Annotated in this window: 22 protein-coding genes; 16 read left to right on the top strand and 6 right to left on the bottom strand. The window is 54.0% G+C overall.

What is annotated here, in order from left to right:
- The first annotated feature begins 8 nt into the window (after positions 1-8).
- On the top strand, positions 9-1,292 hold the full coding sequence (locus L2D14_17175; GenBank protein ID WNJ99589.1) for a TRAP transporter large permease: 1,284 nt from the start codon (positions 9-11) through the stop codon (positions 1,290-1,292).
- A 56-nt stretch (positions 1,293-1,348) separates the two neighbouring features.
- Entirely contained in the window at positions 1,349-2,074 is a 726-nt protein-coding gene (locus L2D14_17170; GenBank protein WNJ99588.1) for a sulfite exporter TauE/SafE family protein, read from the top strand.
- 4 nt (positions 2,075-2,078) lie between these two features.
- Here L2D14_17170 and L2D14_17165 read toward each other — a convergent pair whose 3' ends face one another.
- Complete coding sequence (locus tag L2D14_17165) at positions 2,079-2,936, bottom strand: IclR family transcriptional regulator (protein WNJ99587.1); 858 nt, start codon at positions 2,934-2,936, stop codon at positions 2,079-2,081.
- Between the two features lie 262 nt (positions 2,937-3,198).
- On the opposite strand from L2D14_17165, the gene L2D14_17160 reads away from it, so the two are divergent.
- The gene (locus L2D14_17160; GenBank protein WNJ99586.1) at positions 3,199-4,626 is read left to right on the top strand and encodes a Rieske 2Fe-2S domain-containing protein; all 1,428 of its coding nucleotides are present in this window, start codon (positions 3,199-3,201) and stop codon (positions 4,624-4,626) included.
- Between the two features lie 65 nt (positions 4,627-4,691).
- A complete protein-coding gene (locus L2D14_17155; GenBank protein WNJ99585.1) occupies positions 4,692-5,687 on the top strand; it encodes a PDR/VanB family oxidoreductase in 996 nt (331 codons plus the stop codon).
- 10 nt (positions 5,688-5,697) lie between these two features.
- Here L2D14_17155 and L2D14_17150 read toward each other — a convergent pair whose 3' ends face one another.
- Complete coding sequence (locus tag L2D14_17150) at positions 5,698-7,317, bottom strand: GMC family oxidoreductase N-terminal domain-containing protein (GenBank protein WNJ99584.1); 1,620 nt, start codon at positions 7,315-7,317, stop codon at positions 5,698-5,700.
- 101 nt (positions 7,318-7,418) lie between these two features.
- On the opposite strand from L2D14_17150, the gene xsc reads away from it, so the two are divergent.
- Positions 7,419-9,128 carry a sulfoacetaldehyde acetyltransferase gene (xsc, locus tag L2D14_17145; GenBank protein ID WNJ99583.1) on the top strand — a complete coding sequence of 570 codons (1,710 nt, stop codon included), beginning with the start codon at positions 7,419-7,421 and terminating at the stop codon, positions 9,126-9,128.
- Positions 9,129-9,344: 216 nt separating this feature from the next.
- Here the strand turns inward: xsc and L2D14_17140 are convergent, their stop codons facing one another.
- On the bottom strand, positions 9,345-10,265 hold the full coding sequence (locus L2D14_17140; protein WNJ99582.1) for a bifunctional enoyl-CoA hydratase/phosphate acetyltransferase: 921 nt from the start codon (positions 10,263-10,265) through the stop codon (positions 9,345-9,347).
- Positions 10,266-10,417: 152 nt separating this feature from the next.
- On the opposite strand from L2D14_17140, the gene L2D14_17135 reads away from it, so the two are divergent.
- Entirely contained in the window at positions 10,418-11,950 is a 1,533-nt protein-coding gene (locus L2D14_17135) for an acyl-CoA carboxylase subunit beta (GenBank protein WNJ99581.1), read from the top strand.
- Positions 11,951-11,962: 12 nt separating this feature from the next.
- Complete coding sequence (accC, locus tag L2D14_17130; protein ID WNJ99580.1) at positions 11,963-13,954, top strand: acetyl-CoA carboxylase biotin carboxylase subunit; 1,992 nt, start codon at positions 11,963-11,965, stop codon at positions 13,952-13,954.
- 242 nt (positions 13,955-14,196) lie between these two features.
- Here the strand turns inward: accC and L2D14_17125 are convergent, their stop codons facing one another.
- Together L2D14_17125 and L2D14_17120 are read right to left on the bottom strand one after the other, a co-directional pair.
- Entirely contained in the window at positions 14,197-17,133 is a 2,937-nt protein-coding gene (locus L2D14_17125; GenBank protein ID WNJ99579.1) for a transporter substrate-binding domain-containing protein, read from the bottom strand.
- 446 nt (positions 17,134-17,579) lie between these two features.
- A complete protein-coding gene (locus L2D14_17120; protein ID WNJ99578.1) occupies positions 17,580-17,963 on the bottom strand; it encodes a c-type cytochrome in 384 nt (127 codons plus the stop codon).
- Between the two features lie 180 nt (positions 17,964-18,143).
- Between L2D14_17120 and L2D14_17115 the strand changes: the two genes are divergently transcribed.
- The 9 genes from L2D14_17115 (at position 18,144) to L2D14_17075 (ending at position 25,638) form a co-directional block, all read left to right on the top strand.
- The gene (locus tag L2D14_17115) at positions 18,144-18,329 is read left to right on the top strand and encodes a hypothetical protein (protein WNJ99577.1); all 186 of its coding nucleotides are present in this window, start codon (positions 18,144-18,146) and stop codon (positions 18,327-18,329) included.
- 14 nt (positions 18,330-18,343) lie between these two features.
- Complete coding sequence (locus L2D14_17110; protein ID WNJ99576.1) at positions 18,344-18,883, top strand: cytochrome C oxidase subunit II; 540 nt, start codon at positions 18,344-18,346, stop codon at positions 18,881-18,883.
- Between the two features lie 12 nt (positions 18,884-18,895).
- Positions 18,896-20,593 (top strand): cbb3-type cytochrome c oxidase subunit I, encoded by a 1,698-nt coding sequence (locus L2D14_17105; GenBank protein ID WNJ99575.1) that lies wholly within the window; start codon positions 18,896-18,898, stop codon positions 20,591-20,593.
- A gap of 27 nt (positions 20,594-20,620) precedes the next feature.
- Positions 20,621-21,493: a heme o synthase gene (cyoE, locus tag L2D14_17100; protein ID WNJ99574.1), complete on the top strand. Its 873-nt coding sequence runs from the start codon at positions 20,621-20,623 to the stop codon at positions 21,491-21,493.
- Positions 21,480-22,298, top strand: coding sequence for an SCO family protein (locus tag L2D14_17095; protein ID WNJ99573.1), 819 nt, complete (start codon positions 21,480-21,482; stop codon positions 22,296-22,298). Before cyoE ends, L2D14_17095 begins: the two co-directional genes overlap by 14 nt.
- 23 nt (positions 22,299-22,321) lie before the next feature.
- Positions 22,322-23,917 carry a cytochrome b N-terminal domain-containing protein gene (locus tag L2D14_17090; GenBank protein ID WNJ99572.1) on the top strand — a complete coding sequence of 532 codons (1,596 nt, stop codon included), beginning with the start codon at positions 22,322-22,324 and terminating at the stop codon, positions 23,915-23,917.
- Positions 23,914-24,441 carry a hypothetical protein gene (locus L2D14_17085; protein ID WNJ99571.1) on the top strand — a complete coding sequence of 176 codons (528 nt, stop codon included), beginning with the start codon at positions 23,914-23,916 and terminating at the stop codon, positions 24,439-24,441. Before L2D14_17090 ends, L2D14_17085 begins: the two co-directional genes overlap by 4 nt.
- Before the next feature lie 4 nt (positions 24,442-24,445).
- Positions 24,446-24,841: a bacteriohemerythrin gene (locus tag L2D14_17080; protein ID WNJ99570.1), complete on the top strand. Its 396-nt coding sequence runs from the start codon at positions 24,446-24,448 to the stop codon at positions 24,839-24,841.
- 92 nt (positions 24,842-24,933) lie between these two features.
- On the top strand, positions 24,934-25,638 hold the full coding sequence (locus L2D14_17075) for a Crp/Fnr family transcriptional regulator (protein WNJ99569.1): 705 nt from the start codon (positions 24,934-24,936) through the stop codon (positions 25,636-25,638).
- Positions 25,639-25,644: 6 nt separating this feature from the next.
- Here the strand turns inward: L2D14_17075 and L2D14_17070 are convergent, their stop codons facing one another.
- Positions 25,645-26,844 (bottom strand): NnrS family protein, encoded by a 1,200-nt coding sequence (locus L2D14_17070; protein WNJ99568.1) that lies wholly within the window; start codon positions 26,842-26,844, stop codon positions 25,645-25,647.

Here is a 26,844-nt window from a genome sequence, read left to right as displayed (position 1 = left end):
TCTGTATCATGGATCAAAGTACGCTTATTTCGTTAGTTTCGCTGCTCACGTTTGTATTCTTCATGCTTGGCGTGCCGATTTTCCTGGTTATTTCGACGTGGGTGATAGGTGTCAGTCTCGTCATTGACTTCACGTTGGCTAACTTCGGGGTTACCCTTTTCGAGGGGCTCAGTTCCTTTGCGCTGTTGGCATTACCGTTGTTTATCCTCGCTGGCGATTTGATGAAAGAAACGGGGATTGCCAAACGCCTTGCTGATTTTGCATTTAGCGTAGTCGGCTGGATTCGTGGAGGCATGGCGCTGACGAGTATTGGGGCATGTGGATTGTTCGCAGCCGTCTCGGGTTCAAACTCGGCGACAACGGCCGCGATCGGCTCGATCATGAATCCAGAATTACTTAAACAAGGTTATGATGGCCGATTTGCCGCAGCGACGATTGCTTCGGGTGGTGTTGTTGGGATTATCATTCCACCAAGTATTGTGTTCATCGTCTACGGTGTGCTGTTGAAATTACCAGTTGGCGATCTGTTCGTTGCTGGCCTGCTGCCAGGAGTGATCTTGGTTATAGCAATGCAACTAACTGCTTATTTGATCAGTAGAGTAAATGGCTGGGGCGAGATCGTAGAATTTCGTGCATCGAATATTGCCCGTGCCGGTGCGCGTGCTTACCTCGGACTACTGGCAATCGTGATCGTCCTGTTTGGTATCTATAGCGGCATATTCTCTCCGACAGAAGCCGCAGGTATCACCGTCGGGTTTACAGTGCTCGCAGGGATGGTAGTAACGAGGTCAATGAAATTCAGGGACCTGCCGAAGGTTTTAGTAAGGTCCAGCCAATTAACGGCCATGCTGGCACCTATGGTTGCGATTTCCGTCGTGATGCAGCAGATATTCGCGGTGCTTGGCGTTCAGGAATTCGTCAATGACATTTTTGCCGCCGTTGGCGGCGGATACTACGGAGTTTTGGCGCTTTGTATGGTTATGATCCTAGTTTCCGGGATGATCATCGAAAGCATACCAAACACAATCATCTTCGCGCCGATTCTGGCTCCAATTGCCGCATCGGCTGGTGTAGATCCAATCCATTTTGCCGTGATATTCATGGTCGGGACAGCGATCGGTTTTATTACCCCACCGTATGGTTTGAATCTATATGTCGCCAGTGGCGTTACAGGGATCCCATATCTGAAGCTAGTGAAATTTGTAGTGCCATACCTGCTGGCACTGATTAGTGCTTGGTTGATTATCGTTCTTGTCCCCTGGTTCAGCGAAGTGCTGCGTGTTCGATACTAGGTATAATTCCATAGGTCATAGGGGTTTCGCTCCAGCGTTATGTTCTCGTGAGTGAGATGCCTGATTTAACCGTGCTTCTCGTTTCAGTTCCTGTTGTGCTAATCGCTGGGTTCATCAGGGGCTTTACAGGCTTCGGCGGGCCGCTGGTTTTAATGCCTGTTTTGGTTCTGTTTCTGGCGCCCCCTTCGGCCGCGGCAATTGTGTTGATCATAGATATCTGCTCGAACTTCGGATTGCTTAAAGATGCCTTTCGTTTTGCCGCACGACGGACAGTTTTGTTTACTGTCGCGAGTGCAATGGTCGCCATTCCATTCGGCAGCTATCTGATGATATCGGCTGACCCGGGGAGCGTGCGAACTTTGATTTATGCGGCTGTTGGAGTAGCTGCACTTATTTTGCTTACAGGCGTGCGGAGCTCAAGGCCATTCAAGTCTTATGAACTTGTCGCCGGTGGGGCTGGGGCAGGTGGAGTTATGGGTGCAACGGCGCTTGGAATTCTAATCGTTCCTGTACTTTTTTCCATGTCTGATGCGGCTCGCACAACGCGCGCCAACTTAATTGTATGGGTATTTTTCGTCAGTATATTCTTTTTGGGTGTATTGTTTTTCGAGAATGCTTTTGGCCAGCGAGAAATGATTCTCGGCGTAGGGTTCGCGCCAATCTATCTTGCAGGAGCAGTATTGGGTAAGAAGTGCTTTGGCCAGTTGGATGAGGAAGTATTTCGCCGCTGGGTTCTGTTTTTCTTGGTCGCCGTATCTATTGCGGGTCTCTTGTTTGGGTGATTAGTTACGAACCATGGGAGCGCAATTTCCCAGACGAATTCAGGCGTGGGAAATTTGGCGACGGCCTGGCTCCAAACATGCGGCCAACAGATTGAATCGCGGGGGTTCCCAAGGAAAACAGGTCAGCCATCGATTTGAGAGCATCGCACAGCCCTTCGAGCTGACTTTCTGGGATATTGGCTGATCGGCCATTCATGAACACGCAACCAATACAGGCGCCATCCTCAGTCCAGATAGGTGCCCCGATGGCCGTCAGCCCGTCGAAATAGTCATCTCGTGCAATTACGTAACCGTGTTGTTGCCATTTTTCTAGGTCGTGCTCTAGTTCCGCCGGATCAGTAATTGTATGGCTGGTATGGGCTTCCAATGGTCCAGGGCCTAGCCATTTTTGCCGCTCTGAAGCGCTCATGGTTAAAAGTAAAATTTTTCCGGACGCAGAAGCATGAACGGGACTATTTAACCAAGTGTCATAGGCGGGGCTGAGGGAATTCTGCCCAGTCGCTATTTCGACAAGAATGCGTTCTTGCATACAGAAGAGTACAAATCCCGTCGTTTGATTGTATTCATCGCGGAATTGATCTGCTGCCCTAGCCGCTTCACGGCGAAATTCGTTGAGCGGGCTGTATATCGAAAGCGGGAAAAGTAACTTCGGGCTGGCAAAATATCGTTTTGCGGCATCATCCCTGATTATATACCCATGCTCGTGTAACGTTTGCAGCAAGCGATGGGTGGTACTCGCATCGAATTCACAGATTTGCGAAATCTCTGTAGACGACACGGGACGACCGATGTTGCGGATGACGTCGATAATTTTCATGCCCCTTGCCAAGGCGCCGGTAACTTTGTTGTCTTTCATTTCCATGGCTTTAACGGTGCTTTCCTATTTCAGTCTATGCAAGCTTTTTGTCGCCTTTATCAAAGATTGCCCCAACAAGACTTTGACCCGGTATGAATGAATTAAGAATACCCTGAACGCGCAACCTCTTCCAACCATACGGTTATATAACGGGGGGTGTACACTTGATTAATCGGTGTTTATTATATCATTTAACGAAAATAATTATTCAATTAATGAGAAAAACATTTTATAATAATTGGGTTCCAAATTTGAATGGGAGTTGAAAATGGACGACGTTTCGGTGCCGGCGGAAAATCCCCCTAACAAGCTTAGCTATTCTGCTTACCATCACAGAAATGTGCCTTCAGAGGACTCGGAGATCACTCGTTCGGGTCCGGACACGCTTCTTGGTGAGTATCTGAGACGTTTTTGGCAGCCAGTCTGTATGTCCGAACAATTAAGGGATGTCCCGCATAAGATTCGAATCATGGGTGAGGATCTAATTGCGTTCCGTGATAAGCGTGGGGAAGTCGGTGTTATGCAACGGCACTGTGCGCACAGAGGGGCTTCTTTGGAGTTTGGCATTATCGGCGAGCGAGGTATTCGCTGCCCATATCATGCGTTTCATTATGATGTTGACGGCACCTTGCTTGATGCGCCCGGCGAGCCGGACAATGGAGCAAAATTGAGCCAGACTGTTTGCCAGGGGGCATATCCCGCGTTCGAACGTGACGGGTTGGTTTTTGCCTATATGGGTCCTCCGGATAAAAAGCCGCCGTTCCCGGAATGGGATGCGATGGACAAATATGATGACACGCGCCTGGTGCCATTCTCGAATGTGTTTCCGTGCAATTGGTTGCAGGTCCTAGATAATATCGCCGACCAGGTTCACACGAGCCTGCTTCACAATCCCGCCATCTTGTTCGATGGAGACCCGCCTGCGGATATCGATATAGATAGATTCACATTGAAAGCATTCAGCGGGGTTCCGGTGCTGGACTTCACTGAAGTGCGAAACAGCACAAGTATGGCATTTATCGCGGGACGAAGAATGAGTGATGATCGCGTGTGGTGGCGTATCAACGAATGTTCCCTACCAAATCATACTTTCCATGCGTATTTGTTTGAAAATGGCGCTGAGGTTCGGAAGTTCCACAGAGTCCACATGATGCGCTGGTATGTGCCCGTCGATGATGAGAACTCTATCGTCTACGGTTATCGTATGTTTGGGAAAACGATAGATCCGTATGAGCTTGGTTGTGAGGACAAAGTTGGTTGGGACGATATGGACTTCCTGGGCGGTCAGGTCGGGGATCGACCCTATGAAGAGAGTGTGCGTTTGCCCGGAGATTGGGAAGTGATCGTGGGGCAACGCCCGATCGCAATTCATGCGTTAGAGAATCCGATGGCGGCAGATGCCGGCGTATATATGTTTCGAAAGTTATTGCGACAGGCGGTACGCGGGAAGAATCAGGGTGCAAACCCAGAAGCCCTGCACGCCAGGGCGACTGAAGGGCTGCCAACCCACTGCTACACGCAGAACACAATCATCTCAGTAAGCCGTCGCCCGGATGACGAGGAAGACAAGAAAGTTATCCGAGAAATTGGTCGAAAGATCGTCGCTTTGACAGCCGCAGCCGATGCATATATCGGCGAGGAGAGAAAACAGTTCATGTGCGACAAATTGACCGAAATCGAGCGAGATTACGGGTAACTCTTTGCACTCTGGCCGTCCCATTATCTGATTGACGGCAACAACAACTAGACGAGGTAAAAGCAATGACGGGTTCCGCGTCGTTATCGGTACGCGTTCGCTCGATCGTGTACCAAGGCGATTATATCAATCAGTATGAAGTCGTTCATCCGGACGGAGATGATCTGCCGCCCTTCAATGCCGGGGACCACATCGACCTTTATTTCAGGGATGGCCGGGTACGTCAGTATTCACTTTGCAATGATCCGAAAGAGCGCAGTCGTTACGTTTTTGCCGTACTGCGCGACGAAAATGGACGAGGTGGGTCGAAGGCGATCTTTGATCTGGTCCATGTCGGAAGGATTTTGAGTATTTCGGCGCCACGCAGCAACTTTCGATTGGCGGAGGGGGCGAATAAACATCTGCTCTTGGCGGGCGGTATCGGTATCACACCCATCATGTCGATGGTCCGTCACTTAGAGGGTGCAGGTGCGGATTACGAGCTTCATTACTGTACCAAGTCTCCGGAGCAGACGGCTTTTCGTGATGAGCTTCGGGAGTTGGGAGCATCAGGTAAGGTGAATGTTCATCATGACGGCGGTGTACCCTCGCGCGGGCTCAATATTGCCGCGTTGCTCAAAAACTATGCGGAAGGCACCCATTTGTACTACTGCGGACCGACCGGTTTCATGAACGCAGTGAAGGCGGCGTCTGCACGCTGGCCAAAGGGCACCGTCCATTTTGAGCTCTTCAAGGTTCCAGAAGGAGATTCGCCGGTTCCCGATGCCTTGATGGGAGACGGTGGGGATGGCGTTATTGGTGTAGGATTCAAGCTGAAGCTTGCGAAAAGTGGCGGAGAGTATGTTGTTCCTGCTGACAAGTCGATTATCGAGGTCCTGCGCGAAAATGGAGTAGAAGTTGAAACCTCTTGTGAAGCAGGTCTCTGCAGAACATGTATAACGCGTGTTTTGGAGGGTGAGCCCGAGCATATGGACTATGTGCTGGATGAGGAAGAGCAAAGGGAATATATGCTGATTTGCTGCTCACGCTCAAAGTCGCCTCGGCTCGTTCTGGACCTGTAATATTCGGCCATCAAGGATTGAGGATTAGATCGGAGGCCCGTTCACCGATCATGATGCTGGGGGCGTTTGTATTGCTGGTGGTGTGAATGGGCATAACGGAAGCGTCTGCAACACGCAGCCGACCGACCCCATGAACGCGAAGGTCAGGGGCAACAACACTATTCCTGTCACGGCCCATCGAACAACTGCCAATAGGGTGCCACGATGTTTCGGCGCTCGATTTGATATAATCGAGTAGTTCAATATCGTTCTCAGTATCAAGCCCAGGCCTGACTTCGCGCACGACCAGATCGCTCAAAGGCGGTATTCTTGCGATCTCACGAGCGCGGCGCACCCCCCAAAGGGTCGCATTTATATCATCCGGGTGTTCCAGATAGTTTGCTCTAATGTTGGGTGCGTCTTCGGCGTGGGGCGAGCGGATATGTATTTCACCATGTGATTTCGGGAACAAAAAATACGAGCCGATATGGAAACCGGAAAACGGGTCTACTCCAGATTTGACGTAACGGCTTTGACTGCTTGAGAGTGCACATTGGATGCGGGTATCAGAATAATCACTGAGTATGCTTTTCACGAAGGCGTGAGCCCTGAAGCTGGGCGTCGCAAACAAGCCTCGCCTTGTGGTTGCGTACTTAAGCAACTCCCATGCTGCAAACATCCGACTATTGATTAAGTCATTGGCAGTTGCATGGCAGTTGGTCTCGAAACTGACACGACAATGCAAATGGTCTCGTAAATTGTATCCAACTCCAGGCAAGTGATGAATGACATCGACGCCATTAGCTTTCAGGATTTCAGAATCACCAATCCCGGATAGCTCCAGAAGCTTTGGACTGTTGAGTGCGCCGGCAGAAAGGATCACTTCACGATTTGCGCTGGCTTCGAAAAGTTTTCCCTGATGCCAGTATTGGACGCCTTTAGCCGTATGGCTCTCTAAAATAATTCGGGTTGCTAAGGCATGCTTTTTTATTTCGAGGTTAGCCCGTTTTCGAATGGGCTTCAGATAACCGTGGTAAGTACCACAACGAATTCCGTTCGATGCGGCGATCTGCAATCGGGATACACCCCCGGTTTGCTTGCCATTATAGTCTTCGTTGAACGGAATCTGGTTGTGAACACAGCTATCTATAAATGCCTGCGAAATCTTGTCTTCCGGCTCCAAACGCGTCAGGTGAATAGGGCCGTCGTGCCCCCGCAAGCTCTCATCGCCATAGGCAGCGGTTTCCAGACGCTTGAAGTATGGCAGAAGGCTTTGGAAATCCCATCCGGGGCAGTCCATTTCTGACCACATATTATAACGTTCGGGCTGTCCTCGGACAAAAAGCATAGCGTTGATGGAACTCGACCCACCTAAAACTTTTCCATGGTGCCAGTGCAGTGCGCGCCCATTGAGTTCGGGTTCTGTTAGCAGCGGCCAGATAAACCGTTCGTCGTTGATAATCTTACCAATCCCGAGCGGTATGTGCAGCCAAGGTGATTTCATCTCCCCGCCTGCTTCGAGGAGGAGAACTCGATTTTGTGCGTTTTTGGTCAGTCTGTTGGCGATTACAGCTCCCGCTGATCCAGCGCCGATGATGATGAAGTCGAATTCTTCTTTTATAGGTGTAGCAGACAGTTTGTTTTCGTTCATGGGTGCCAGATCTCATTAATAGGAATATTTTTATGTTGATATGCTAACATAATTTTATATATTGAGAAAAGTATTGCAATATTTATGAAGGGTATCTTTTTATGGCTCGAAAAATCACCGGTAGCGAGGCCCTTGTTGAGGCGCTCCGCGTGGAAAATGTTGAGGTCATGTTCGGGATTGTTGGATCTGCATTCATGGACCCGCTAGACATTTTCCCGAAAGCAGGCATCCGTTTCATTCAGGTGCGTCACGAGCAAACGGCCGCGTTCATGGCAGATGGGTACGGTCGTGCCTCAGGCAAACCAGGGGTATGCATCGGCCAGAATGGGCCTGGCGTGACCAATCTCGTTACGGGTGTAGCCAGCGCGTACGTCAACCATACGCCTGCCGTTGTCCTGACGCCGTCAGTAACGAGCACCACAATGGGAACCGATGCATTTCAAGAGATCGAGCAAATTTATCTGTTCGATAAGTTGATGAAGCATCAGTTCAGGGTTAATCGCCCTGATCGTATGGCAGAGGGTATTCGCGGCGCATTTCGTGCAGCGATTTCAATGCGCGGTCCGGCTCAGGTCGATATTCCGCGTGACTATTATTACGGCGAGTTTGACGAGGATGAATGGCTTCCCGAGAATTACCGCACTGACGGCCGGTACGGTGGTGCGGCGCAGAGCGAAATCGATAAGGCGGTCAAGCTCCTCGAGGATGCGAAGAATCCAGTGATTCTGGCTGGTTTGGGGGCCATTGATTCCAATGCCGGCGATCTCATCGCCCAACTTGCCGAACGTTATACCGCGCCGGTTGCATGTGTTTTCAATCACAATGACGCCTTTTACGGCAACCATCCGATGTATGTCGGCCCGATCGGATATCAGGGCTCCAAAGCCGCCATGCGCCTGATCAAGGACGCGGACGTTGTGCTCGCACTCGGAACGCGCCTCAACAAATTCGGGACCGTGCCTCAGTACGACATGGATTATTTCCCTGAGGATGCGAAGCTGATCCACAATACGATCAACCCGCTTGAAATCGGCGTTACTCGCCCGGTTGCACTGGGGCTCGTTGGCGACTGCGCAGAGGTTGTTCAACAGCTTCTTACCGCGACGGAAGGCGGCGGTAAGAATGTCGATCATGCGGGTCGCAAGCTGCGGATCAACGAGGAAAAGGAAACGTGGGCGCGCGAACTGAAAGAAATATCCTCACAGGAGGGCGGCCCCTCACATCCGCGTCGGGCTCTTTGGGAGGTGTCCCAGGCCATCCCCGAAGATGCGACTGTCGTCGCCGATGTCGGTAACATTTCCGGGTCTGCGAATGCATACTTCACCTTTAATTCCCATCGACAGTGGATTGCTGCGGGAAGTTTGGGTGGCATTGGTGTTGCTTACCCGACCGCTCTCGGCGTCAAGCTTGCAAAACCGGACACGCCAGTCTTTGCGTTCATGGGCGATGGCGCTTGGGGAATGACGATGCAGGAGGTCATGACCGCCGTAACCGAGAAGATTAATGTGATCGCCATTTTGTTTGATAACTCGCAGTACGGTGCGGAGAAACGGAACCAATTCGATTTCTTCGACGAGCGTTACTTCTGGACCGATTTGGAAAACCCGGATTTCGCGCAAATTGCGCGCGATATGGGGGCCCATGCGGTGCGTGTTGAAAAGCCGGAAGAAATAGGCCCAGCAATAGCCGAAGCGTTGACGATCGACGGGCCTTCAGTGATTAACATCGTGACGACGCGGGACCTTTCGGAACCCTACAGACGTGATGCTTTGCTGAAACCGAAACGGTTGCTGCCGCTTTATCAGAACTGATTACCCAAGAGTCTTCTCCGGCTCCCTAAGTCTTCACCGGTTAGTTGTGGAGCATACTTGAACGGGCCGCAGTATTATGCTGCGGCCCGTTTTATTTGGAGGAACTGGATTTGGATGCAAAAGGACCTGGAAAAAATAGTCGGTCGCCATTGCGTTGGCCATGATGACAGAAACCGACTTTATCAGCCGATTATTTGGCGAGTTGGAGGGCGCGGTCTATTTTATTGCGGCATGAATTTGCGCAATGATGGTTGCGGCGAGTCTTGCTTCCGGCGGGTCGGCGCGGCTGGTGAGGATAATCGGAACTTTGGCCCCTAGCAAAAGTCCGGCCGGCAGTGCGGACCTGAAATAAACAAGGGATTTGAAAAGTACGTTGCCGGCTTCGAGGTTGGGGACGATTAGGATGTTGGCGTTACCCGCAACATCACCTTTCACGCCTTTGATGTTTGCCGCCGATTGGGAAATGGCTACATCCAAGCCCATCGGACCATCGACGTACTCTCCATCCCTCATTTGGGTCCTGACCCAGGATTTCACGTTGTGGGCAAGCACGCTGGATGGAACGCTCTCGATGATGCTCTCTGTGCCCGAAAGAAGAGCAACTCGTGGTTTCTCAATCGAGAGCGACCTGGCAAGATCCAGCGTATTCAGGACTATATCTTTCAACGTTCGTTCATCCGGACGGACATTTATTGCGCAGTCGGAGACCAGCAGGGGGGCCGGCGAACCGGGAAGGCTGAGATGGAACACATGTGTCATGCGCCGGCCCGCCCGCAGGCCAAAAGAAGGGGATAATACGGCGCGTAACAGCACGTCCGTATGTACTTGGCCCTTCATTATGGCATCCACGCCACCCTCCGAAGCGATGCGTACGGCCGCTTCGGCGGCTTCGACTTCTGAGCTTGCATGTAAAATAGAATGTCCGCCCAGCTCCCATGACAGCTGATTGGAGAACCTCAAAATCCGCGCCTTGTCACCAATAAGCACTGGATCGATGAGACCCTGAATTGCGGCTGATCTCGCGGTTTCCATAGGGAGCGGATGATCGGCGCCGGCTATCGCTATGCGAACAGGATCGAGCTTGCGCGCGGTCTTGAGGAGACCAGAGGGTACTTCATAAGGTATCTGACTTAGCATATCACTATATATGAAAAAATAATCTTTATATGCAATAAATTTATTATTAATTGAGATTATGCAGGTGTGTTGCTATATGATCCCGAACCATCTGCCAGTCTCGACTTCGATCAATTGCATGTATCGGGGGTGGCGCAAACGGGAGAGTCAACTTGCAGGAAATCATCGCGGAGCTTGAAGAACGGCGCAAACGTGCGCGGCTTGGCGGCGGCGAGAAGCGGATCGAGTCGCAGCACGCCAAGGGAAAGCTGACGGCCCGCGAACGTATCGACGTATTTCTTGATGAAGGCTCGTTCGAGGAATGGGACATGTTCGTCGAGCACCGCTGCGTCGATTTCGACATGCAGGAAACCTCGACGCCGGGCGACGGCGTCGTGACCGGTTACGGCACCGTCAACGGCCGTCCGGTGTTTGTATTTTCGCAGGATTTCACCGTATTCGGCGGCTCGCTGTCGGAAAGCCACGCCGGCAAGATCTGCAAGATCATGGATCAGGCGATGAAGGTCGGCGCACCGGTGATCGGCCTTAACGATTCCGGCGGCGCGCGTATTCAGGAAGGCGTCGACAGCCTTGCCGGTTATGCCGAGGTGTTTCAGCGTAACGTGCTGGCATCGGGCGTGGTGCCTCAGGTGTCGCTGATCATGGGGCCGTGCGCGGGCGGCGCCGTGTACTCGCCGTCGATGACGGATTTCATCTTCATGGTCGAAGACACCAGTTACATGTTCGTGACCGGCCCGGACGTCGTCAAAACCGTGACGCATGAAACGGTGACGGCCGAAGAACTGGGCGGTGCGATCACACACACCACGAAATCCGGTGTTGCAGACCGCGCCTTCACCAACGACATGGAAGCGCTTTTGTATATGCGCCGGTTCGTCGATTTCCTGCCGCTCAACAACAAGGAAAAACCGCCGGTTCGTCCGACCCCGGATACACACGACCGTATCGAAATGTCGCTGGATACGCTGATCCCCGATAACCCGAACAAGCCCTATGACATGAAGGAACTGATCACCAAAGTGGTGGACGAGGGGGATTTCTTCGAACTGCAGCCGAACTATGCCGGCAACATCATTATCGGTTTTGCGCGCATGGAAGGCGCGACGGTGGGCATCGTCGCCAACCAGCCGATGGTGCTGGCCGGATGCCTGGATATCAATTCATCGATCAAGGCGGCACGTTTCGTGCGCTTCTGCGACTGCTTCAACATCCCGATCATGACATTCGTCGACGTGCCGGGCTTCCTGCCGGGGACCAGCCAGGAATTCGGCGGTATCATCAAGCACGGTGCCAAACTGTTGTTCGCCTATGCCGAAGCAACGGTGCCGAAAGTCACGGTGATTACCCGCAAGGCCTACGGCGGGGCTTATGACGTGATGAGTTCCAAGCACCTGCGCGGCGATGTGAACTTTGCCTGGCCGACGGCGGAAATCGCCGTCATGGGACCGAAGGGCGCGGTCGAGATTATCTTCCGCTCCGACATCGGTGACTCTGAGAAGATCGCCAAGCGGACCGAGGAATACCGCACCCGTTTCGCCAATCCGTTCATTGCCGGGCACCGCGGCTTCATTGACGATGTGATCATGCCGCATTCGACCCGCAAACGGCTTTGCAAGTCATTACGCATGCTGAAGAACAAGGATTTGCAGAACCCCTGGAAGAAGCACGACAACATTCCGCTTTAAGGCAGTAACACCATGTTCAAAAAAATTCTGATCGCCAACCGGGGAGAGATTGCCTGCCGGGTCATCAAGTCGGCGCGTGCCATGGGCATTGCCACGGTTGCCGTCTATTCCGACGCCGATAAGGACGCGCTGCATGTGCAGATGGCCGACGAGGCCGTCAACATCGGCCCGGCGCCGACGGCGGAAAGCTATCTGGTCATCGACAATATCCTCGCCGCGATCGAGCAGACCGGCGCCGATGCCGTGCATCCGGGCTACGGCTTTTTGTCGGAGAACACCAAATTCGCCCAGGCACTGGAAAAAGCCGGCGTCGCCTTTATCGGTCCGGGCCCCAAGGCGATCACGGCGATGGGCGACAAGATTGAATCCAAGAAGCTCGCCAACGCTGCCAAGGTGTCGTGCGTGCCGGGCCACCCGGATGCCATCGCCGACGCCAAGGAAGCGGTCAAGGTCGCCAACGAGATCGGTTACCCGGTGATGCTGAAGGCATCGGCGGGTGGCGGCGGCAAGGGCATGCGTATCGCCTGGAACGCGGCGGAGGCCGAGGACGGGTTCATCCGCGCCACCAACGAAGCCAAGTCGTCGTTCGGCGACGACCGTGTGTTCGTCGAAAAGTTCATCGAAGACCCGCGCCACATCGAAATCCAGATCATCGCCGACAAACACGGCAATACGGTCTATTTGGGCGAGCGCGAATGCTCGATCCAGCGCCGCCACCAGAAGGTCATCGAAGAAGCACCGTCGCCGTTCCTCGACGAGAAAACCCGCAAAGCCATGGGCGAGCAGGCCGTGGCGCTGGCTGCCGCCGTCGATTACCATTCGGCGGGGACGGTCGAGTTTATCGTCGACAAGGACAAGAACTTCTTCTTCCTGGAAATGAACACACGCCTGCAGGTCGAACACCCGGTGACGGAATACATCACCGGTCTCGACCTCGTCGAACTGATGATCCGTGTCGCCGACGGTGAAAAGCTGCCGTTCACGCAAAAGGATGTAAAGCTCACCGGCTGGGCCATCGAAAGCCGGATTTACGCCGAAGACCCGTTCCGCAACTTCCTGCCGTCGATCGGGCGTCTGGTGAACTACCGCCCGCCGGTCGAGGAACCCGACGCCGTACGTGTCGACACGGGGGTCTACGAAGGCGGCGAGATTTCCATGTACTATGACCCGATGATCGCCAAGCTGATCACCTACGGGCCGGACCGTGAAGCGGCGACGGAACGTATGCAGCGCGCCTTGGACGAGTTCCTCATTGAAGGCGTGCAGCACAACATCCCGTTCCTGAACGCACTGATGACGCATCCGCGCTTTATCGAGGGACGGCTGACCACCAACCTGATCGCCGAGGAATATCCCGACGGCTTTAACCCGGCCGACACGGCGCCGAAGGACCCGAAGATCTTCGCCGCCGTCGCCGCCGTCATGCATGCGGCTTACCAGGCCCGTGCGGCACGGATTTCCGGACAGATCGCCGCTCATTCGCGCCGCGTGTCGTCCGACTGGATCGTTATTTTCGCCGAAGGGGAGCACCGCGCCCGTGTCGGCGATGCGTCGGACAGTACGGTCAGCCTGACCGTCGACGGCGAAGACATGACCGTCAAGACCGACTGGCAACTGGGCGAGCCGCTGTTCCGCGCCGACGTCAACGGTGAGATGGTTTGCTTCCAGGTCCAGCGTTCGACGGTTGCCTACATTATCTCGCAGGGGGGGATTCGTGCCGAAGCCTGGGTGCTGTCACCGCACGTCGCCGAGCTGAATGCGCTGATGCCGGTCAAGGAGCCGCCCGACACGTCGAAGCTTCTGCTGTCGCCGATGCCGGGGCTGCTGGTCTCCGTCGCCGTCGAGGTCGGACAAGAAGTGAAGTCCGGCGAAGAACTGTGTGTGGTCGAGGCGATGAAGATGGAAAACGTGCTCCGGGCCGAAAAGGACTGTATCGTCGCCGCGGTCAAGGCCGAGGCCGGCTCGAACCTCGCCGTCGACCAGATCATTCTCGAATTCGAGTAAGGCGTTGCCCGCGCGTGCCGTCCACGTCTATATCGAAGGACGGGTACAGGGCGTTTGGTATCGCGGCTGGACGGTGTTCGGTATAAGTGGTTGCGTGCTTCCGCAACGATATAAAAAGTCCCCAATTCAAAAGGTTAAGGGCTTTTTTAACATCTGGGCCGTATCGCTTTGCCATGGGACGACCATACACATTTTCTTGTCAGGGTAGATTTGTATGGGTGCAAAAATTGAGATGAATCAAACTATGTATCGTCCGTTTTATTCCAATCGAATTCGCCTTTTACAATCAATTTGATACACGCATCAACAATATCGGGGTCATAAGCTGTACCTTTGCCTCGTGTAATTTCTTCTATGCCTGCCTCGATGCCGAGTGCCGCACGGTAGGGTCGATGCGAAGAAATAGCTTCGACGACGTCGGCGACGCCTATGACTTTTGCTTCGGGGAGAATCTGATCAGCGGTTAGCCCTCTTGGATAGCCGGATCCATCTATTCGCTCATGATGTTGAATAACCATTTCGGCAATCGGCCAGGGAAACTGATGATTTTTGAGAATATCGTATCCCGTTTGAGGGTGGGTTTTGATTAGTTGGTACTCTGCATCGTTCAACTTCCCGGGACGACTCAGTATTTCTGCCGGTATGGAAATTTTTCCAATATCGTGTACCAACGCTCCGAGACGAAGGCCCAATATTTGGGATTCGTTCCAGTTTAATTCCTTGGCGATGCCCACGGCGAGATGAGCGACTCTGTTTTGATGCCCGGTGGTGTATGGATCGCGCTTTTCGATCGTAACTGCTATAGCATTGATAAGACCAAGTGAGGCTTCCTGTAACTTTGCCACAAAGGTCTTGTGCTCGGTTATGTCTGTGAGGGTGCCGCGGTAACCTTTGAACTTTTTATCCGTATCGAAAATGGGGGTGCCGCTATCGCGGATATAGTGCTCGATGCCATCGGTCTCGAAGATTAACTGGCATTCAAAATCCCTGTAGGGTTTGTGACTGGATAAAATCTTATACAAACGTTGCAAAGATTCTTGCGAATATTGAAGCCCTTTGATTTCTTCGCGACGGCGTCCGTACATGTCGCGCTCCGGGTCGATCTTCATGCCTTCAATCGACGAGGATACATATGTGAACCTGTTTTCTTCATCCGTCTCCCAAAAACTGTCGGCAGCTGATTTCGCAAAATCCCTGAAACGAGATTCGCTCTCCCTTAATGCATGTTCGGCTTTCTTGCGTTCATCGATATTGGCAATGCCAGCAACAACGGCTTTCCGACCCTCGAACATGATCTGGCGGGCATCAATGTTAACCCAGAAATTCACCCCATCGTTCCTGGCTGCGATGGCTTCCATATTTCTGACTGCGCCATCCCTATCCATTGTTTTGAAAACACGTTCCCTGTCAGAAATTTTGGCATAGTAATCTTTTGTCGTATGGCCGATGAGGCCGTCGGATGTTGCCCCGAACAACTCTTCCGCTGCCGGATTGGTATACAGGAATTCACCCGTCGAATAGTCACTGATCGTCAAAGGAATCGGTGACGTATCGAGGACTTTTCTGAGTTTTGCCTCGTTCTCCAAGGCTCGGGAAAGGATTGGATTGGATAACCGGACAAACAGAAACACGCCTGCCGCAATAACAAACACCGCGACCAAAGCGGCAAATGAGATGGCCTGAAAGAAAGGTTCTCGAATTTCACTGAGACCCCTTTTTACGACGATGCCGAGATCGAGATAAGGAACCGGTGTATACGCGGCAAGCACAAGTTCGTTGCGGTAATCCCGGCCGACAACTGTCCCGGTCATTCCGGAAAGCGCCCTTTGCATGGGTTCTGCGCGCTTTGAGTTGAGAGGAACCTGTGCCAGATCAAAACTCCGCGAAGCCAGTTGCCTAAAGAGGAAGACAATTTGGTCACCATTTCTTCGGGCGAGAGTTGTTTCTGTTGTCCCTGAGGCAGGACTGAAGCCTTCACGAATTGCTGCGATTGTTGCTGCGTCACTTCCGCCCGGATAGTCAGAGTTGAACTGATCGTTAAATATGGCGACGCTCTCGATAAGTTCGGCCTGGCTCCTTGCTGTTTCCAGCAACCGACCTTTTTCTTCGTCAAATGCTGTCGTGTAAAGAGCCCAGATCGCTGTGCCGGTGATGACCAGCGTAACGACAGTGATAACAGTGATCAGCCAGATAATCCTTTCTCGTAAGGAATTCTCTGAACGAATATCTTCGACCGTTCGTTCAGATATTCTAAATGTTCCGGGGCGTCTCAAGCGGGCAAACATGTAGCTGCCGAGCAATAGAGCTGTCGCGACAGATACTGCAGCCCACCAAGGGGCAAAATGGAAAATACCGGAACCCGGTTTTAGGCCGTGCCATTTCCTGTACAGTTCCTCAAATTCATCGGTTGCCTGAAAAGCGCGCAGTTCCCGGTCGAGAATGCCGCGCACGCCTGGGAGGTCGCTGCGGACGGCGATTGCCCGTTCAATACGTTTTAGTGGCGGTCCAATATCCCGAATTTGGTGATCAAATTTACCCTGCGTAGCCGTGGCCCAAACAGGTGTTTCTGGATAAAAGAAGACATCGATATTCCGAACAAGAAGTCCAAGCAAAGCGTCGGAAAAGTCTTTGTATACTATTAAATTGATATCATTCCGATCCTTCATCAGGGTCGCCGCGATATTGGTTTCGACCACACCAACCGTATGTCCGGAAATATCGTCGATTCTCACAATGGCATTGGAATTTTTCAGAACAAACCCGGAAACAATTAATGTGTCGACGGGCGAAGTGAAAGACATGATAGCCTTTCGCTCTTGGCTGATGCCCATGTTTGGAATGACGTGAGCCCGCTTGTCTTGTAAGTCTGCAACGGCCTCAGACCAAGAACTCTTGGCATTATAGCTTACTTCCAGGCCTGCACGCGCCGCGACTGCATTCAGGACATCAATTGCGAAGCCGGATGGCTGGCCGTCTTCGTTCATCTGGAAATAAGGGTGGAAATCTCTGGGAAATACCGCGATGATTTTTTTTGTTTCGGGAAGTGTTTCAGAAGCCGTTGCTTCTATCGTCGTCAGCGACAGGGCGGAAATCACGACCAAAAGAAAGTGCAGAAGCGTCTTTTTGATTAAAATACCCTCGATATGTTTCAGCGAAACACGCTGGCTGTAATATATCAAAACACATTTTTGCCCATTCAGCTAATCCCGGTAAAGCAGTATGGACAGTTTAGCCATTTTATTGAACCGGACCTGTATGAATACAGTAGAGCCTTTCATAAATTGTTTTATACATAATTTATTTGTTGGTTATGGGGGGCTAGAATTTACACCCGTTCCTTTGGTCGCCATGGAACGGCACTATACAGTGAGCGACCATCTTTCTCGCACTTCGGTTCGTGCGGGCAGGAAAGCTTCAATGCCAGGTTCCGTGGCGAACTCTTAAGCTGCACGAAATTCTACAATCTGAAAATAACCCGGTATTGATTGGGCATGGCGGTGGCATTCCAATACTTGGTCGTGACATTCAGAGATCGGGTGCAGACAGACTGCGCAAAAGCGCATCACGCCATGCGGGAAAGCAGATGATACAAAAATAGACAAGCAGGATCAGTCCATGAGGACGGTCAATGGCCTTTCAGAAACTCGATGACCGCTTTGCGTTGATCTTCCTTTTTCAATTTAAGAGACATAGAAGACCGCTCGCCGCTCTTGGCTTTGGTGTATGACGTCGGGTTCTCGAGGTATGCCATCAGTTCTTCTTCGGTCCAGACCCAATCCGCACCCTTCAACCCCTTGTACTTCGTGAATCCTTCGGCGGTTCCGGCCTTGCGCCCGACGACACCGGCCAGTGACGGGCCGACCTTGTGTTTGCCAGCTTCGAGCGTGTGGCATGCCTTGCACTTGTTAAAGACCTTGGCGCCATCAGCCGCCATGCCCTGCGAAGGCACGACGGTAAATGCCAGTCCCAGCAGACTAAGCGCCGTGGTGTTGCGAAGTATCCTATTCATGACAGCGTCTCCAACCCCTGAATCAAAAAACCGATTTGCATGCCTGGCGCAACGACAGTGGCTACGCCTCTGATCTCAATAGACCGTGGATCAGGTTTGGCGTCCTTAACTTAGGTTAAGGATGTGCTTCGCTCTTCGTGATCCTATTGCCCGAGTGGCAGTCGCAGGGGAGATGAGCCAATGAACGAATCCGAGAACCAAACGCCCGGACCGGATGGCGAGGATACTGAAGGCCAGCGCATACCGGCAATGCAGAGCATTCTGGACAATCCGTTTCTTCTTTTATTCATCGGCGTCGCGGTGCCCGCCGTCTTTTATACGATCTGGGGGATTATGGAAATTGCCGCAATCCCCGTTGCGAATTAAAGGGGGACAGGGACATGGCAATTACACCTCCCGAGGATAAACTCTGGTGGAAAGAACCTCTGGCGAAGATGGAGATCACATGGATTTCCGTCGCCTTCGTTTGGGGGCTGGTGATGTTCTTCACGATGGTATTCTGGCACATCGAGGGACAGCAGAACCTTTCAAACGAAGCTTACCGCATCAAACCCGAAGTATATGCGGCCAAGGTCGAGGCGTTCGCCGACGAATATACGGTCCGCGAGGAAGGCGACACCGGCATTCCGGTGGTTCGACCGCCCGCCGGAAGTGATGTCTACATGCTGGCACGGCTTTGGGAATGGTGGCCGGTGCTTGAACTGAAAAAGGGCGAAAGTTACCGCCTGCATCTCAGTTCGCTGGACTGGCTGCACGGGTTCTCGCTGCAGCCCGCCAACATCAACATTCAGGTTCATCCGAATTACGAAATGGTGCTGACGGTGACGCCGAACGAAGCAGGTGTCTACAGCGTCGTATGCAATGAATTTTGCGGGATCGGCCATCATCAGATGGTCGGCCGCATCTACGTGACCGAGTAGGAGGGGGCGGACATGGCTATGACATTCGCGCACAGGGTTTGTCCGGAGACCGGTCTTAAGGTTTGCCGGGATGCGGAACTGCTGATCAAGGCGAACGCCGTTGTGGCAATCGTGTTTTTGGCGATCGGCGGGCTGTTCGGTTTGCTGGTGGCGCTGACGCGCTGGCCGGCGATACACATTCTGCCGGCCGATCTTTTCTATCTGGCATTGACCGGGCACGGCGCCGACATTCTGGTGTTCTGGGTCATTTTCTTCGAGGTTGCGATTCTATATTTTGCCTCGGCGATCCTTCTGAATTGCCGCCTGGCAACGCCTAGATTTGCCTGGGCGGCATTCGTTCTCATGCTGGTCGGCGCATTGATGGCCAATGTCGCCGTGCTGCAAGGCGAGTCCAGCGTTATGTTCACTTCGTACGTGCCTATGAAAGCGGCACCGCATTTTTATCTAGGGCTGATCCTGTTTGCGGTCGGTGCGCTGATCGCGGTGTTCGTGTTCTTCGGCACATTGGTCGTTGCCCAGCAGGAAAAGACCTATGAGGGATCGATCCCGCTGGTTACCTTCGGCGCCGTCGCGGCGGCGATCATCGCGGTCTATACGATCGCATCCGGGGCCATCATTCTGGTGCCGACGTTCCTGTGGTCGCTGGGGCTGATCGGGGATATCGACTCTCTCACCTACAGGCTCGTCTGGTGGGGGTTAGGCCATTCGTCGCAACAAATGAATGTCGCGGCACACGTCTCCATCTGGTACGCCATTGCGGCGCTGACCATCGGCTCCAAGCCGCTGAGTGAAAAGGTCAGCCGGGGCGCATTTTTGCTCTATATCGCGTTCCTGCCGATCGCCTCGGCGCACCATCTGTTGACGGATCCCGGGATCAGTTCCGAATTCAAGGTCTTCAATACGTCCTATGCGATCTATCTCGCCGTACTGGCGAGCATGATCCACGGCATGAGCGTGCCGGGCGCGATTGAGGCGGCACAGCGCCGTAACGGCTTTACCCAGGGCGTCTTCGGGTGGTTGCGGAATGCACCCTGGGGCAACCCGGCGTTTTCCGGGATGTTCCTGTCGTTGGTGATGTTCGGGTTCATCGGTGGTATTTCCGGTGTCGTGCTGGGGACCGAGCAGCTGAACCTGCTGATGCACAACACGCTCTATGTGACCGGGCACTTCCATGGTACGGTTGCGGCAGGTACGACCCTTGCCTTCATGGCAGTGACTTATCTGGTCGTGCCGCTGATCTTCCGTCGCGAGTTGATCCTTAAGGGTTGGTGCAAATGGCAGCCGTACCTGTTCGGGATCGGCGCGTTTGGTCTGTCGATGTTCATGATGGGGGCGGGGACGCTCGGGGTGGCGCGTCGCCACTGGGACATGACATTCTCTGATGCCGCACTCAGCTTTGATTATCCGCCATCAGCGTTCCTGATGATGGGGCTGAACGGGATTTTCGGTGTCATCGCGACAGTCGGCGGGGTCATGTACATTGTCATCGTCGTCGGCTCGGTGCTGTTCGGCAAAGAGCGCGATGAGGCAGCCTGCAAGGCGTCGCCGGTCGTGTTCCAGGGCGGCGGTGCTGTTGTCGCGTCACATGGCAGCGCGGCGACATTGAAGCTGCCCGGAACGATCACGCTGGTGTCGGTCTTCTTCGTCAGCTTCGTTCTCTACTACTACATCAACTGGAAGTTCCTGTCCGAAGTGTGGCCGCTCAGTTAACGGCGGTTGGGCAAGGAGGGCATAGCGATGCACGCAACGGTTAAAGAGTTGTATGGCCTGTTCAAGATCAGGATCGGCTTCGCGATTGCGCTGAGTGCCATGGCTGGTGTCGCCGTGACCCCGGGGATCAGTCTGCCGATCTGGCAGATCACGGTCCTCGGCCTGACGGCGCTCGGCGCCAGTGCCGCTGCGGGTGCATTCAATCAGCTGATTGAAGCCGATCTTGATGCGCAGATGGTACGGACCCGGCGCCGTCCGTTTGTGACCGGACGCTATAAATCCGGCCCGGGCTGGTATCTCGGTATCCTCCTTCTACTGGCCGGCTCGGTGACCGTGGCGGGTCTGGTGTTAAATCCGCTTGTCGGGTTCTACCTGTTCCTGGGGGCCATATTTTACGGGGTCGTTTATACAGTCTGGCTGAAACGCAGAACGCCGTGGAACATCGTCATCGGCGGGCTGTCCGGGACTTTTGCCGTCTTGGCAGGTTCGGCTGCCGTCGCACCTATCCCGGGGCCGGTGCCGATGATCCTGGCCATGGTCCTGTTCCTGTGGACTCCGCCGCATTTCTGGTCTTTGGCGGCGGCGCTGGAAAAAGACTATGCCTCCGCCGGGGTTCCGATGTTGCCCGTAGTCCTCGGCATGCGCCGTGGCGCGCGTGTGATTTTCGCACATACCATTGTTCTGGTGGCAATCTCCTTGTTGCCGGGGCTTTTCGGGTACGGCCCGGTCTATATGCTGCCGGCGATGCTTGGCGGCGGTTTCTTCTTGTACAGGAACTGGCTCTTTGTATGCGATCCGCGGCCGGCGACGGCAATGCAGACTTTCTTTGCGTCGCTGGCGCAGCTCATTCTCGTGCTTGTGGGCGCTATGCTGGAGGGTGGGCTAATTGCCTCGCTTTAGGTCCTTGCTGACAGGGCTGGCGGTTGCTTTCGGTTCAGCCCTGATTTCGCTGACGCATGCCGATGCGGGCGTTTCATTCGACCGCGCCAAGGCTCTTGAGGCGTCGCAAGCATCACTCGGCAATATAATCGGCAGCTATCGATTCACCGACACGCGTAATCAGCCCGTGACCCTAGAAGAATACATGGACAAGCCACTGGTGATCAGTCTGGTCTATACGGGGTGTGCCGATATATGCCCGATGGTATCGGAAGCACTTGCTGACGCTGTAAGCGTTGCCCGCGACGCATTGGGCGCGGATAGCTTCCAAATCGTCACCATCGGTTTCGATGCCCGTAACGATTCCCCGAACCGCATGCGCTCTTACGCCGCATCACATGGCATCAATGTCAAAGGTTGGCATTTTCTGAGTGCCGATGCCGCCAGCATAGACGCGCTCTCGCGCGATCTGGGGTTTTCCTTTAATCCGTCCCCTCAGGGTTTCGATCACTTGTCGCAAACAACAGTGATCGATACGGACGGGAAAGTGTACCGGCATATTTACGGTGCCGATTTCAAGCCCCCTTTACTGGTCGAGCCGCTGAAGCAGCTGACATATGGCGGACGGATTGAAATGACCAGCATTGAAGGGCTGATCAACCGGGTCCGGCTATTCTGTACCCTCTATGACCCGGCAAGCGGCAAGTACAAGTTCGATTACTCGATTTTCATAGCAACGGCATTGGGTGCGCTCAGTCTGGGCGGCGTAGCTGTTGTTCTGGTGCGTTCCTGGTTGGCGCATCGAAGATCAACCCGCCACGCATAACCTGATAATACGGAAGAGTAGAATTGAAACAGATCCAGGCATTATTGCGATGGGGCTTCATGTGGCTTGAGGGCTGGTTCGACAAGGTCTTCGGCGTCAAATGGAATCCCATGTATGCCCTTGGCGGTCTGGGCTTTTTCTATTTCTGGATCGTCGCCGTATCCGGATTTTATGTCTATGCCTTTTTCGATACTGGACTGACCGAAGCCTATGATTCGGTGGAGCAACTGACGCATGAACAATGGTATCTCGGCGGCGTGATGCGCTCGCTACACCGATACGCGTCCGATGCCCTTGTGATCATGATGGTTCTGCACATGATCCGCGAATTCGCATTCGATCACTACCGCGGCCCGCGTTTCTTTTCGTGGATCAGCGGTGTCCCGATGACATGGCTTGTCATCGCGGCAGGCATCACCGGCTACTGGCTGGTGTGGGACCAATTGGCACAATACATCGCCATCGGATCCGCAGAATGGCTCGACTGGCTGCCGATCTTCGGCGAGCCGATAGCCAGGAATTTCATGCAGCACGAAAGTCTTGATGACAGGTTCTTCACGCTGCTGATTTTTCTGCATATCGCATTGCCCTTGATTCTGCTTCTGGTCATGTGGATCCATCTGCAAAGGGTCGCCTACGCACGCTGGAAACCGGCCCGAGGTCTGTCCGTCGGCACCTTCGCCATGCTGGTCGGCTTGTCCTTCGTCTTCCCGGCGGTCAGTCATGCGCCTGCGGATCTGGACCGTGTGCCGCAGGTATTGAACCTCGACTGGTATTATCTCTTTGCCTTTCCGCTGATCGATGAATGGGGTGCGGCAACGCTTTGGGTGATTTCCTTTGGTGTGACGTTTGCCTTGATGGCGATGCCGTGGCTGCCGCCGCGCCGCAAGCTGGCAGCGGCTGTTGTCGATCTTGGGAATTGCAACGGTTGTACGCGTTGCGCCAGCGACTGCCCATTCGGTGCGATTATGATGATGCCGCGTACCGATGGTCTGCCGTTCGACAGGCAGGCCGTTGTCGATGCAGATGTCTGTGTGAGTTGCGGTATTTGCGTTGGGGCCTGTCCAACGGCCATGCCGTTTCGCCGCCGTAGCGATCTGGTGCCGGGTATCGATCTTCCCGAACTGACTGCAGCCGCGCTGCGTGACAAAATTCATGCCGCCTCGGCCAAGATGAATGGCGATAACCGGGTGCTGGTGATCGGTTGCGAACACGGCATCAAGACCAAGAAACTGGCAGGAGAGAACCGCGCGGCGATTGATTTGCCGTGTGTCGGTATGCTGCCGCCGTCATATATCGATTACATTCTCTCTAAAGGGCTGGCCGATGGTGTGGCGATTGCCGGTTGCCGTTTCGGCGAGTGCCAATACCGTCTTGGACCGGACTGGAGCGAAGACCGCTTCGAGGGGCGACGTGATCCGCATTTGCGTAAAAGGGTGCCGCGGGAACGATTGTTGAGGTTGTGGATGGCACCAACCGAGTGGAAAGACGCGCTGCACGGCCTTGACGGATTTCAGGCGGGCTTGAACAAAGCAATGGCTTCTTCCGGCCTGCAGGAACTGGCAGACGAGGCCGCCTCGAATGTCCGTGTATCCGGCACAGATGAGGTGAGGCCATGAATAAGGTATTCGCCGCGCCCATCAGATATTTACTGCAAGCCTGTGTCTATGCGGGGTTTGCCTTGATACTCGGTTATTTTTCCCAGGCGCCTGCATATCTGCCGATCGCCGAAGGAGAAGCGCAGATCAAATTCAGTTTCGCGCACGGCGGCAAGCCCAAGGGCGGTTGCCGGGACCGGACTGCGGCGGAACTGGGCGCGTTGGCGGCGAACATGAGAAAGGCACAGTTGTGTTCGCGCGAACGGGTCGACGTGGTGGTCTACTTTGAACTGGACGGCAAGACCGTTTTTCAGCAGTCCCTGCCGCCGTCGGGGCTGCGGGGCGACGGGCCATCGCATATGTACGAGAAGTTCGACGTCCCGGCGGGGCGGCACGAGGTGCTGCTGAAACTGCGCAACACAACCCGTAGCGACGGATGGGATTATCAGGCGCACCGCACCATTGCACTGCAGGCCGGACAGATCCTGGCGATTGATTTTGATCCCGGAAACGGCGGTTTCGTCATGTCCGACGGCGGAGGGTAACGTCATGGCATTGGTTGAATGGCGCGAAGAATTCTGCACGGGAATCGAAGCTGTCGATTATGAGCACAGGGAACTTGTGAAGCTGATCAATGACGCCCATGCGGCATTACAGCGGGATTCCTCCCGCACCGACTTTGAGGCTTTCCTTGGCGAAATCTATGCCCGGATTTCCAGCCATTTCGCGCTGGAAGAACGTATCATGAAGTCCCAGGGTTACGACCAGTATCAGATCCACAAGGACGATCATGAAAGACTGCTCGACGACATCCGCGATATCATGGATCAGTACACGACCGGCGGGTATGACGGCATCACGAATGAGTTGGGACCCCGTCTGGAGAACTGGTTCGTGGAACATTTCAAGACAAAAGATGCCCGCCTGCATCGCCTGTTGGGTTAATCAGACTTTTGGAATACTATTTCGCGCGAGGGAAGGCATCTAATTATCGGGGGTTGCTCTAGGTGCAAGGTGCCTGGCAGCAAGAGTGTCGCATGGACGAAGAAAGCATCAGGATTGTACGCGCGCAGCCACTGTTCTCGGGGCTGGACGATGAACTTTTCAATATGATTATTCAGGGTGCGTATGTTCGCACCTTTCCGAAGGGGCGGGTGTTGTTCCAACGCGGTGATCCTGCGGAATGCTTTTTTGTCATTCTTGATGGGTGGGTGAAAATTTATCGCGACACAGCGAACGGCGATCAGGCGATCCTCGGGATCTTCAGCAGGGGCGATATGTTTGCTGAAGCGGCCGCGTTTATCGGCGTCGGTTTTCCGGCAAGTGCAGAAGTTGTCGAAGACGCACGCCTTGTCGGGATTGAATCGAAAAAATTTGCGGCACTCGTCGAAAAACATCCGCATACGGCGATGAATATGCTGGCGTCGATGTCTCGTCATCTTCATCGTTTGGTTTACGAAGTCGAGCGGCTGAAGACTCGTTCCGCCAGCCAGCGTCTGGTGGAATTTCTGTTGCGCCGCTGCCATGCCACCGAAGGGCCGTGCGTGATCACACTGCCTTATGACAAAAACCTGATTGCCGCCCGCCTTGGCGTGCAACCGGAGAGTCTGTCCCGGCTTTTGAACAAGCTCCGTGAGTATGGCGTCACGACAGATGCAAACCAGGTGTTTGTCGAAGATGTGCAATGCCTTCGCGAATATTGCCCGGTCGACGAGCAGGAATTCGAGCGCACCGTCGCCTGAGGGGTTTCATGCATCCCTGCCGCCGAGACGCGGGCCGGTCAGGACCGTCCAGTAATGGATGGCGAACAGCGTAAACGCAGCGATCCAACCGATACCGGCAACGATCATGCCTTCATTATAAAATTCGGGAAAGACGGGCGGGATGACGACGCGGATAACGGTCGTCATCGTGATCAGAGTATATACGGCGACTGTTACCCGTGAAGCGACAAGTGGCCGGCCTGTGTGCCCGAGCGACGCACGGCTCATCACCGCCAGGATCATCGTGCCCGCGGCACCTGCGGTAAGGGCATGCAAGGCTGTTTCGGGGGAAAGGCCGTCTCCAAGGATGGCCCAGGCTTTCAGGCCAAGACCGATGGAAAGCCAGGCAAAACCAATATGCAGCACTGCGACCAGCGGATCTGAAAAAGTCTTCAGGCCGCGCCATCCGGCAAGGCGTGCGGCATTCACAACTGCCGCTGCTGCGGCCAGCCACCCGGTTATCTGTGCTTCCGGTGCGACGGTATCGGTAATCGCAAAACTTGCAACGAGAAGAATGCCGAGCACATTCAACGGCACATGGTTGACCGGCAGCTTCTGCTCTCCCATGCGGCGTAGCGCGTTCGTCGTGAAAGCGGGGGTTACTCGTCCGCCGATAATGCTGATCAGTAAAGCCAACAGGCCCACACTCAAGCGGAGCCCCATATCGATGCCGTTGTCGACGACGTCCAACAGTTCAAGATGAAAGAGCAGGTTGGAGATGAAAAAACCGGCCAGCAGCGGGACGAAGATCAGATTCCGTTTCGACCAGCCTTTGCTGAGTGCGCCGATGACAAGAATCCCCAGCGCAGGAATGAAGATGAGATCCATCGTTGCCGCAAGCCATACCGGCAAGGAAGCGGAAAATCCGACGCCGATCCGTCCGCACAGCCAAAACAGGAACAGTATAAAAAGCGGCTTGCCGTGAACGGCATGCGTGCCGGTCCAGCTTGGCACCGCAGTGAGCAGAAATCCGGCGACCGCGGCCATGGCGAAACCGAACAGCATTTCATGGGCATGCCAAAGAAAGGGCGAGATGGACATCGGCAGACGAACGAAGAGTCCGCCGGCATGATGCACGCCGATCCAGATCATGAAGGCTGCCATTACGAACGCGCCGTAAATTGCGCAGCCCAGAAAGAACGGCCTGAAACCATATGAGAAGAAGACGTCGAACTTTGCTTTCAT

The organism is Thalassospiraceae bacterium LMO-JJ14 (genome assembly GCA_021555105.2).
Taxonomy (GTDB): Bacteria; Pseudomonadota; Alphaproteobacteria; order Rhodospirillales; family Casp-alpha2; genus UBA4479.
Note: the sequence above shows the minus strand (reverse complement) of the source record. Positions and strands in the feature narration are given on the sequence as shown.

What these genes read in the sequence shown, in the direction of transcription:
- cyoE (WNJ99574.1), top strand. Translation starts at nt 20,621, where the DNA reads ATGCACGCAACGGTTAAAGAGTTGTATGGCCTGTTCAAGATCAGGATC.
- L2D14_17150 (WNJ99584.1), bottom strand. Translation starts at nt 7,317, where the DNA reads ATGAACGAAAACAAACTGTCTGCTACACCTATAAAAGAAGAATTCGAC.
- L2D14_17070 (WNJ99568.1), bottom strand. Translation starts at nt 26,844, where the DNA reads ATGAAAGCAAAGTTCGACGTCTTCTTCTCATATGGTTTCAGGCCGTTC.
- L2D14_17075 (WNJ99569.1), top strand. Translation starts at nt 24,934, where the DNA reads ATGGACGAAGAAAGCATCAGGATTGTACGCGCGCAGCCACTGTTCTCG.
- L2D14_17165 (WNJ99587.1), bottom strand. Translation starts at nt 2,936, where the DNA reads ATGGAAATGAAAGACAACAAAGTTACCGGCGCCTTGGCAAGGGGCATG.
- xsc (WNJ99583.1), top strand. Translation starts at nt 7,419, where the DNA reads ATGGCTCGAAAAATCACCGGTAGCGAGGCCCTTGTTGAGGCGCTCCGC.
- L2D14_17160 (WNJ99586.1), top strand. Translation starts at nt 3,199, where the DNA reads ATGGACGACGTTTCGGTGCCGGCGGAAAATCCCCCTAACAAGCTTAGC.
- L2D14_17085 (WNJ99571.1), top strand. Translation starts at nt 23,914, where the DNA reads ATGAATAAGGTATTCGCCGCGCCCATCAGATATTTACTGCAAGCCTGT.
- L2D14_17115 (WNJ99577.1), top strand. Translation starts at nt 18,144, where the DNA reads ATGAACGAATCCGAGAACCAAACGCCCGGACCGGATGGCGAGGATACT.
- L2D14_17175 (WNJ99589.1), top strand. Translation starts at nt 9, where the DNA reads ATGGATCAAAGTACGCTTATTTCGTTAGTTTCGCTGCTCACGTTTGTA.
- L2D14_17120 (WNJ99578.1), bottom strand. Translation starts at nt 17,963, where the DNA reads ATGAATAGGATACTTCGCAACACCACGGCGCTTAGTCTGCTGGGACTG.
- L2D14_17155 (WNJ99585.1), top strand. Translation starts at nt 4,692, where the DNA reads ATGACGGGTTCCGCGTCGTTATCGGTACGCGTTCGCTCGATCGTGTAC.
- L2D14_17105 (WNJ99575.1), top strand. Translation starts at nt 18,896, where the DNA reads ATGGCTATGACATTCGCGCACAGGGTTTGTCCGGAGACCGGTCTTAAG.
- L2D14_17110 (WNJ99576.1), top strand. Translation starts at nt 18,344, where the DNA reads ATGGCAATTACACCTCCCGAGGATAAACTCTGGTGGAAAGAACCTCTG.
- L2D14_17170 (WNJ99588.1), top strand. Translation starts at nt 1,349, where the DNA reads ATGCCTGATTTAACCGTGCTTCTCGTTTCAGTTCCTGTTGTGCTAATC.
- accC (WNJ99580.1), top strand. Translation starts at nt 11,963, where the DNA reads ATGTTCAAAAAAATTCTGATCGCCAACCGGGGAGAGATTGCCTGCCGG.
- L2D14_17140 (WNJ99582.1), bottom strand. Translation starts at nt 10,265, where the DNA reads ATGCTAAGTCAGATACCTTATGAAGTACCCTCTGGTCTCCTCAAGACC.
- L2D14_17080 (WNJ99570.1), top strand. Translation starts at nt 24,446, where the DNA reads ATGGCATTGGTTGAATGGCGCGAAGAATTCTGCACGGGAATCGAAGCT.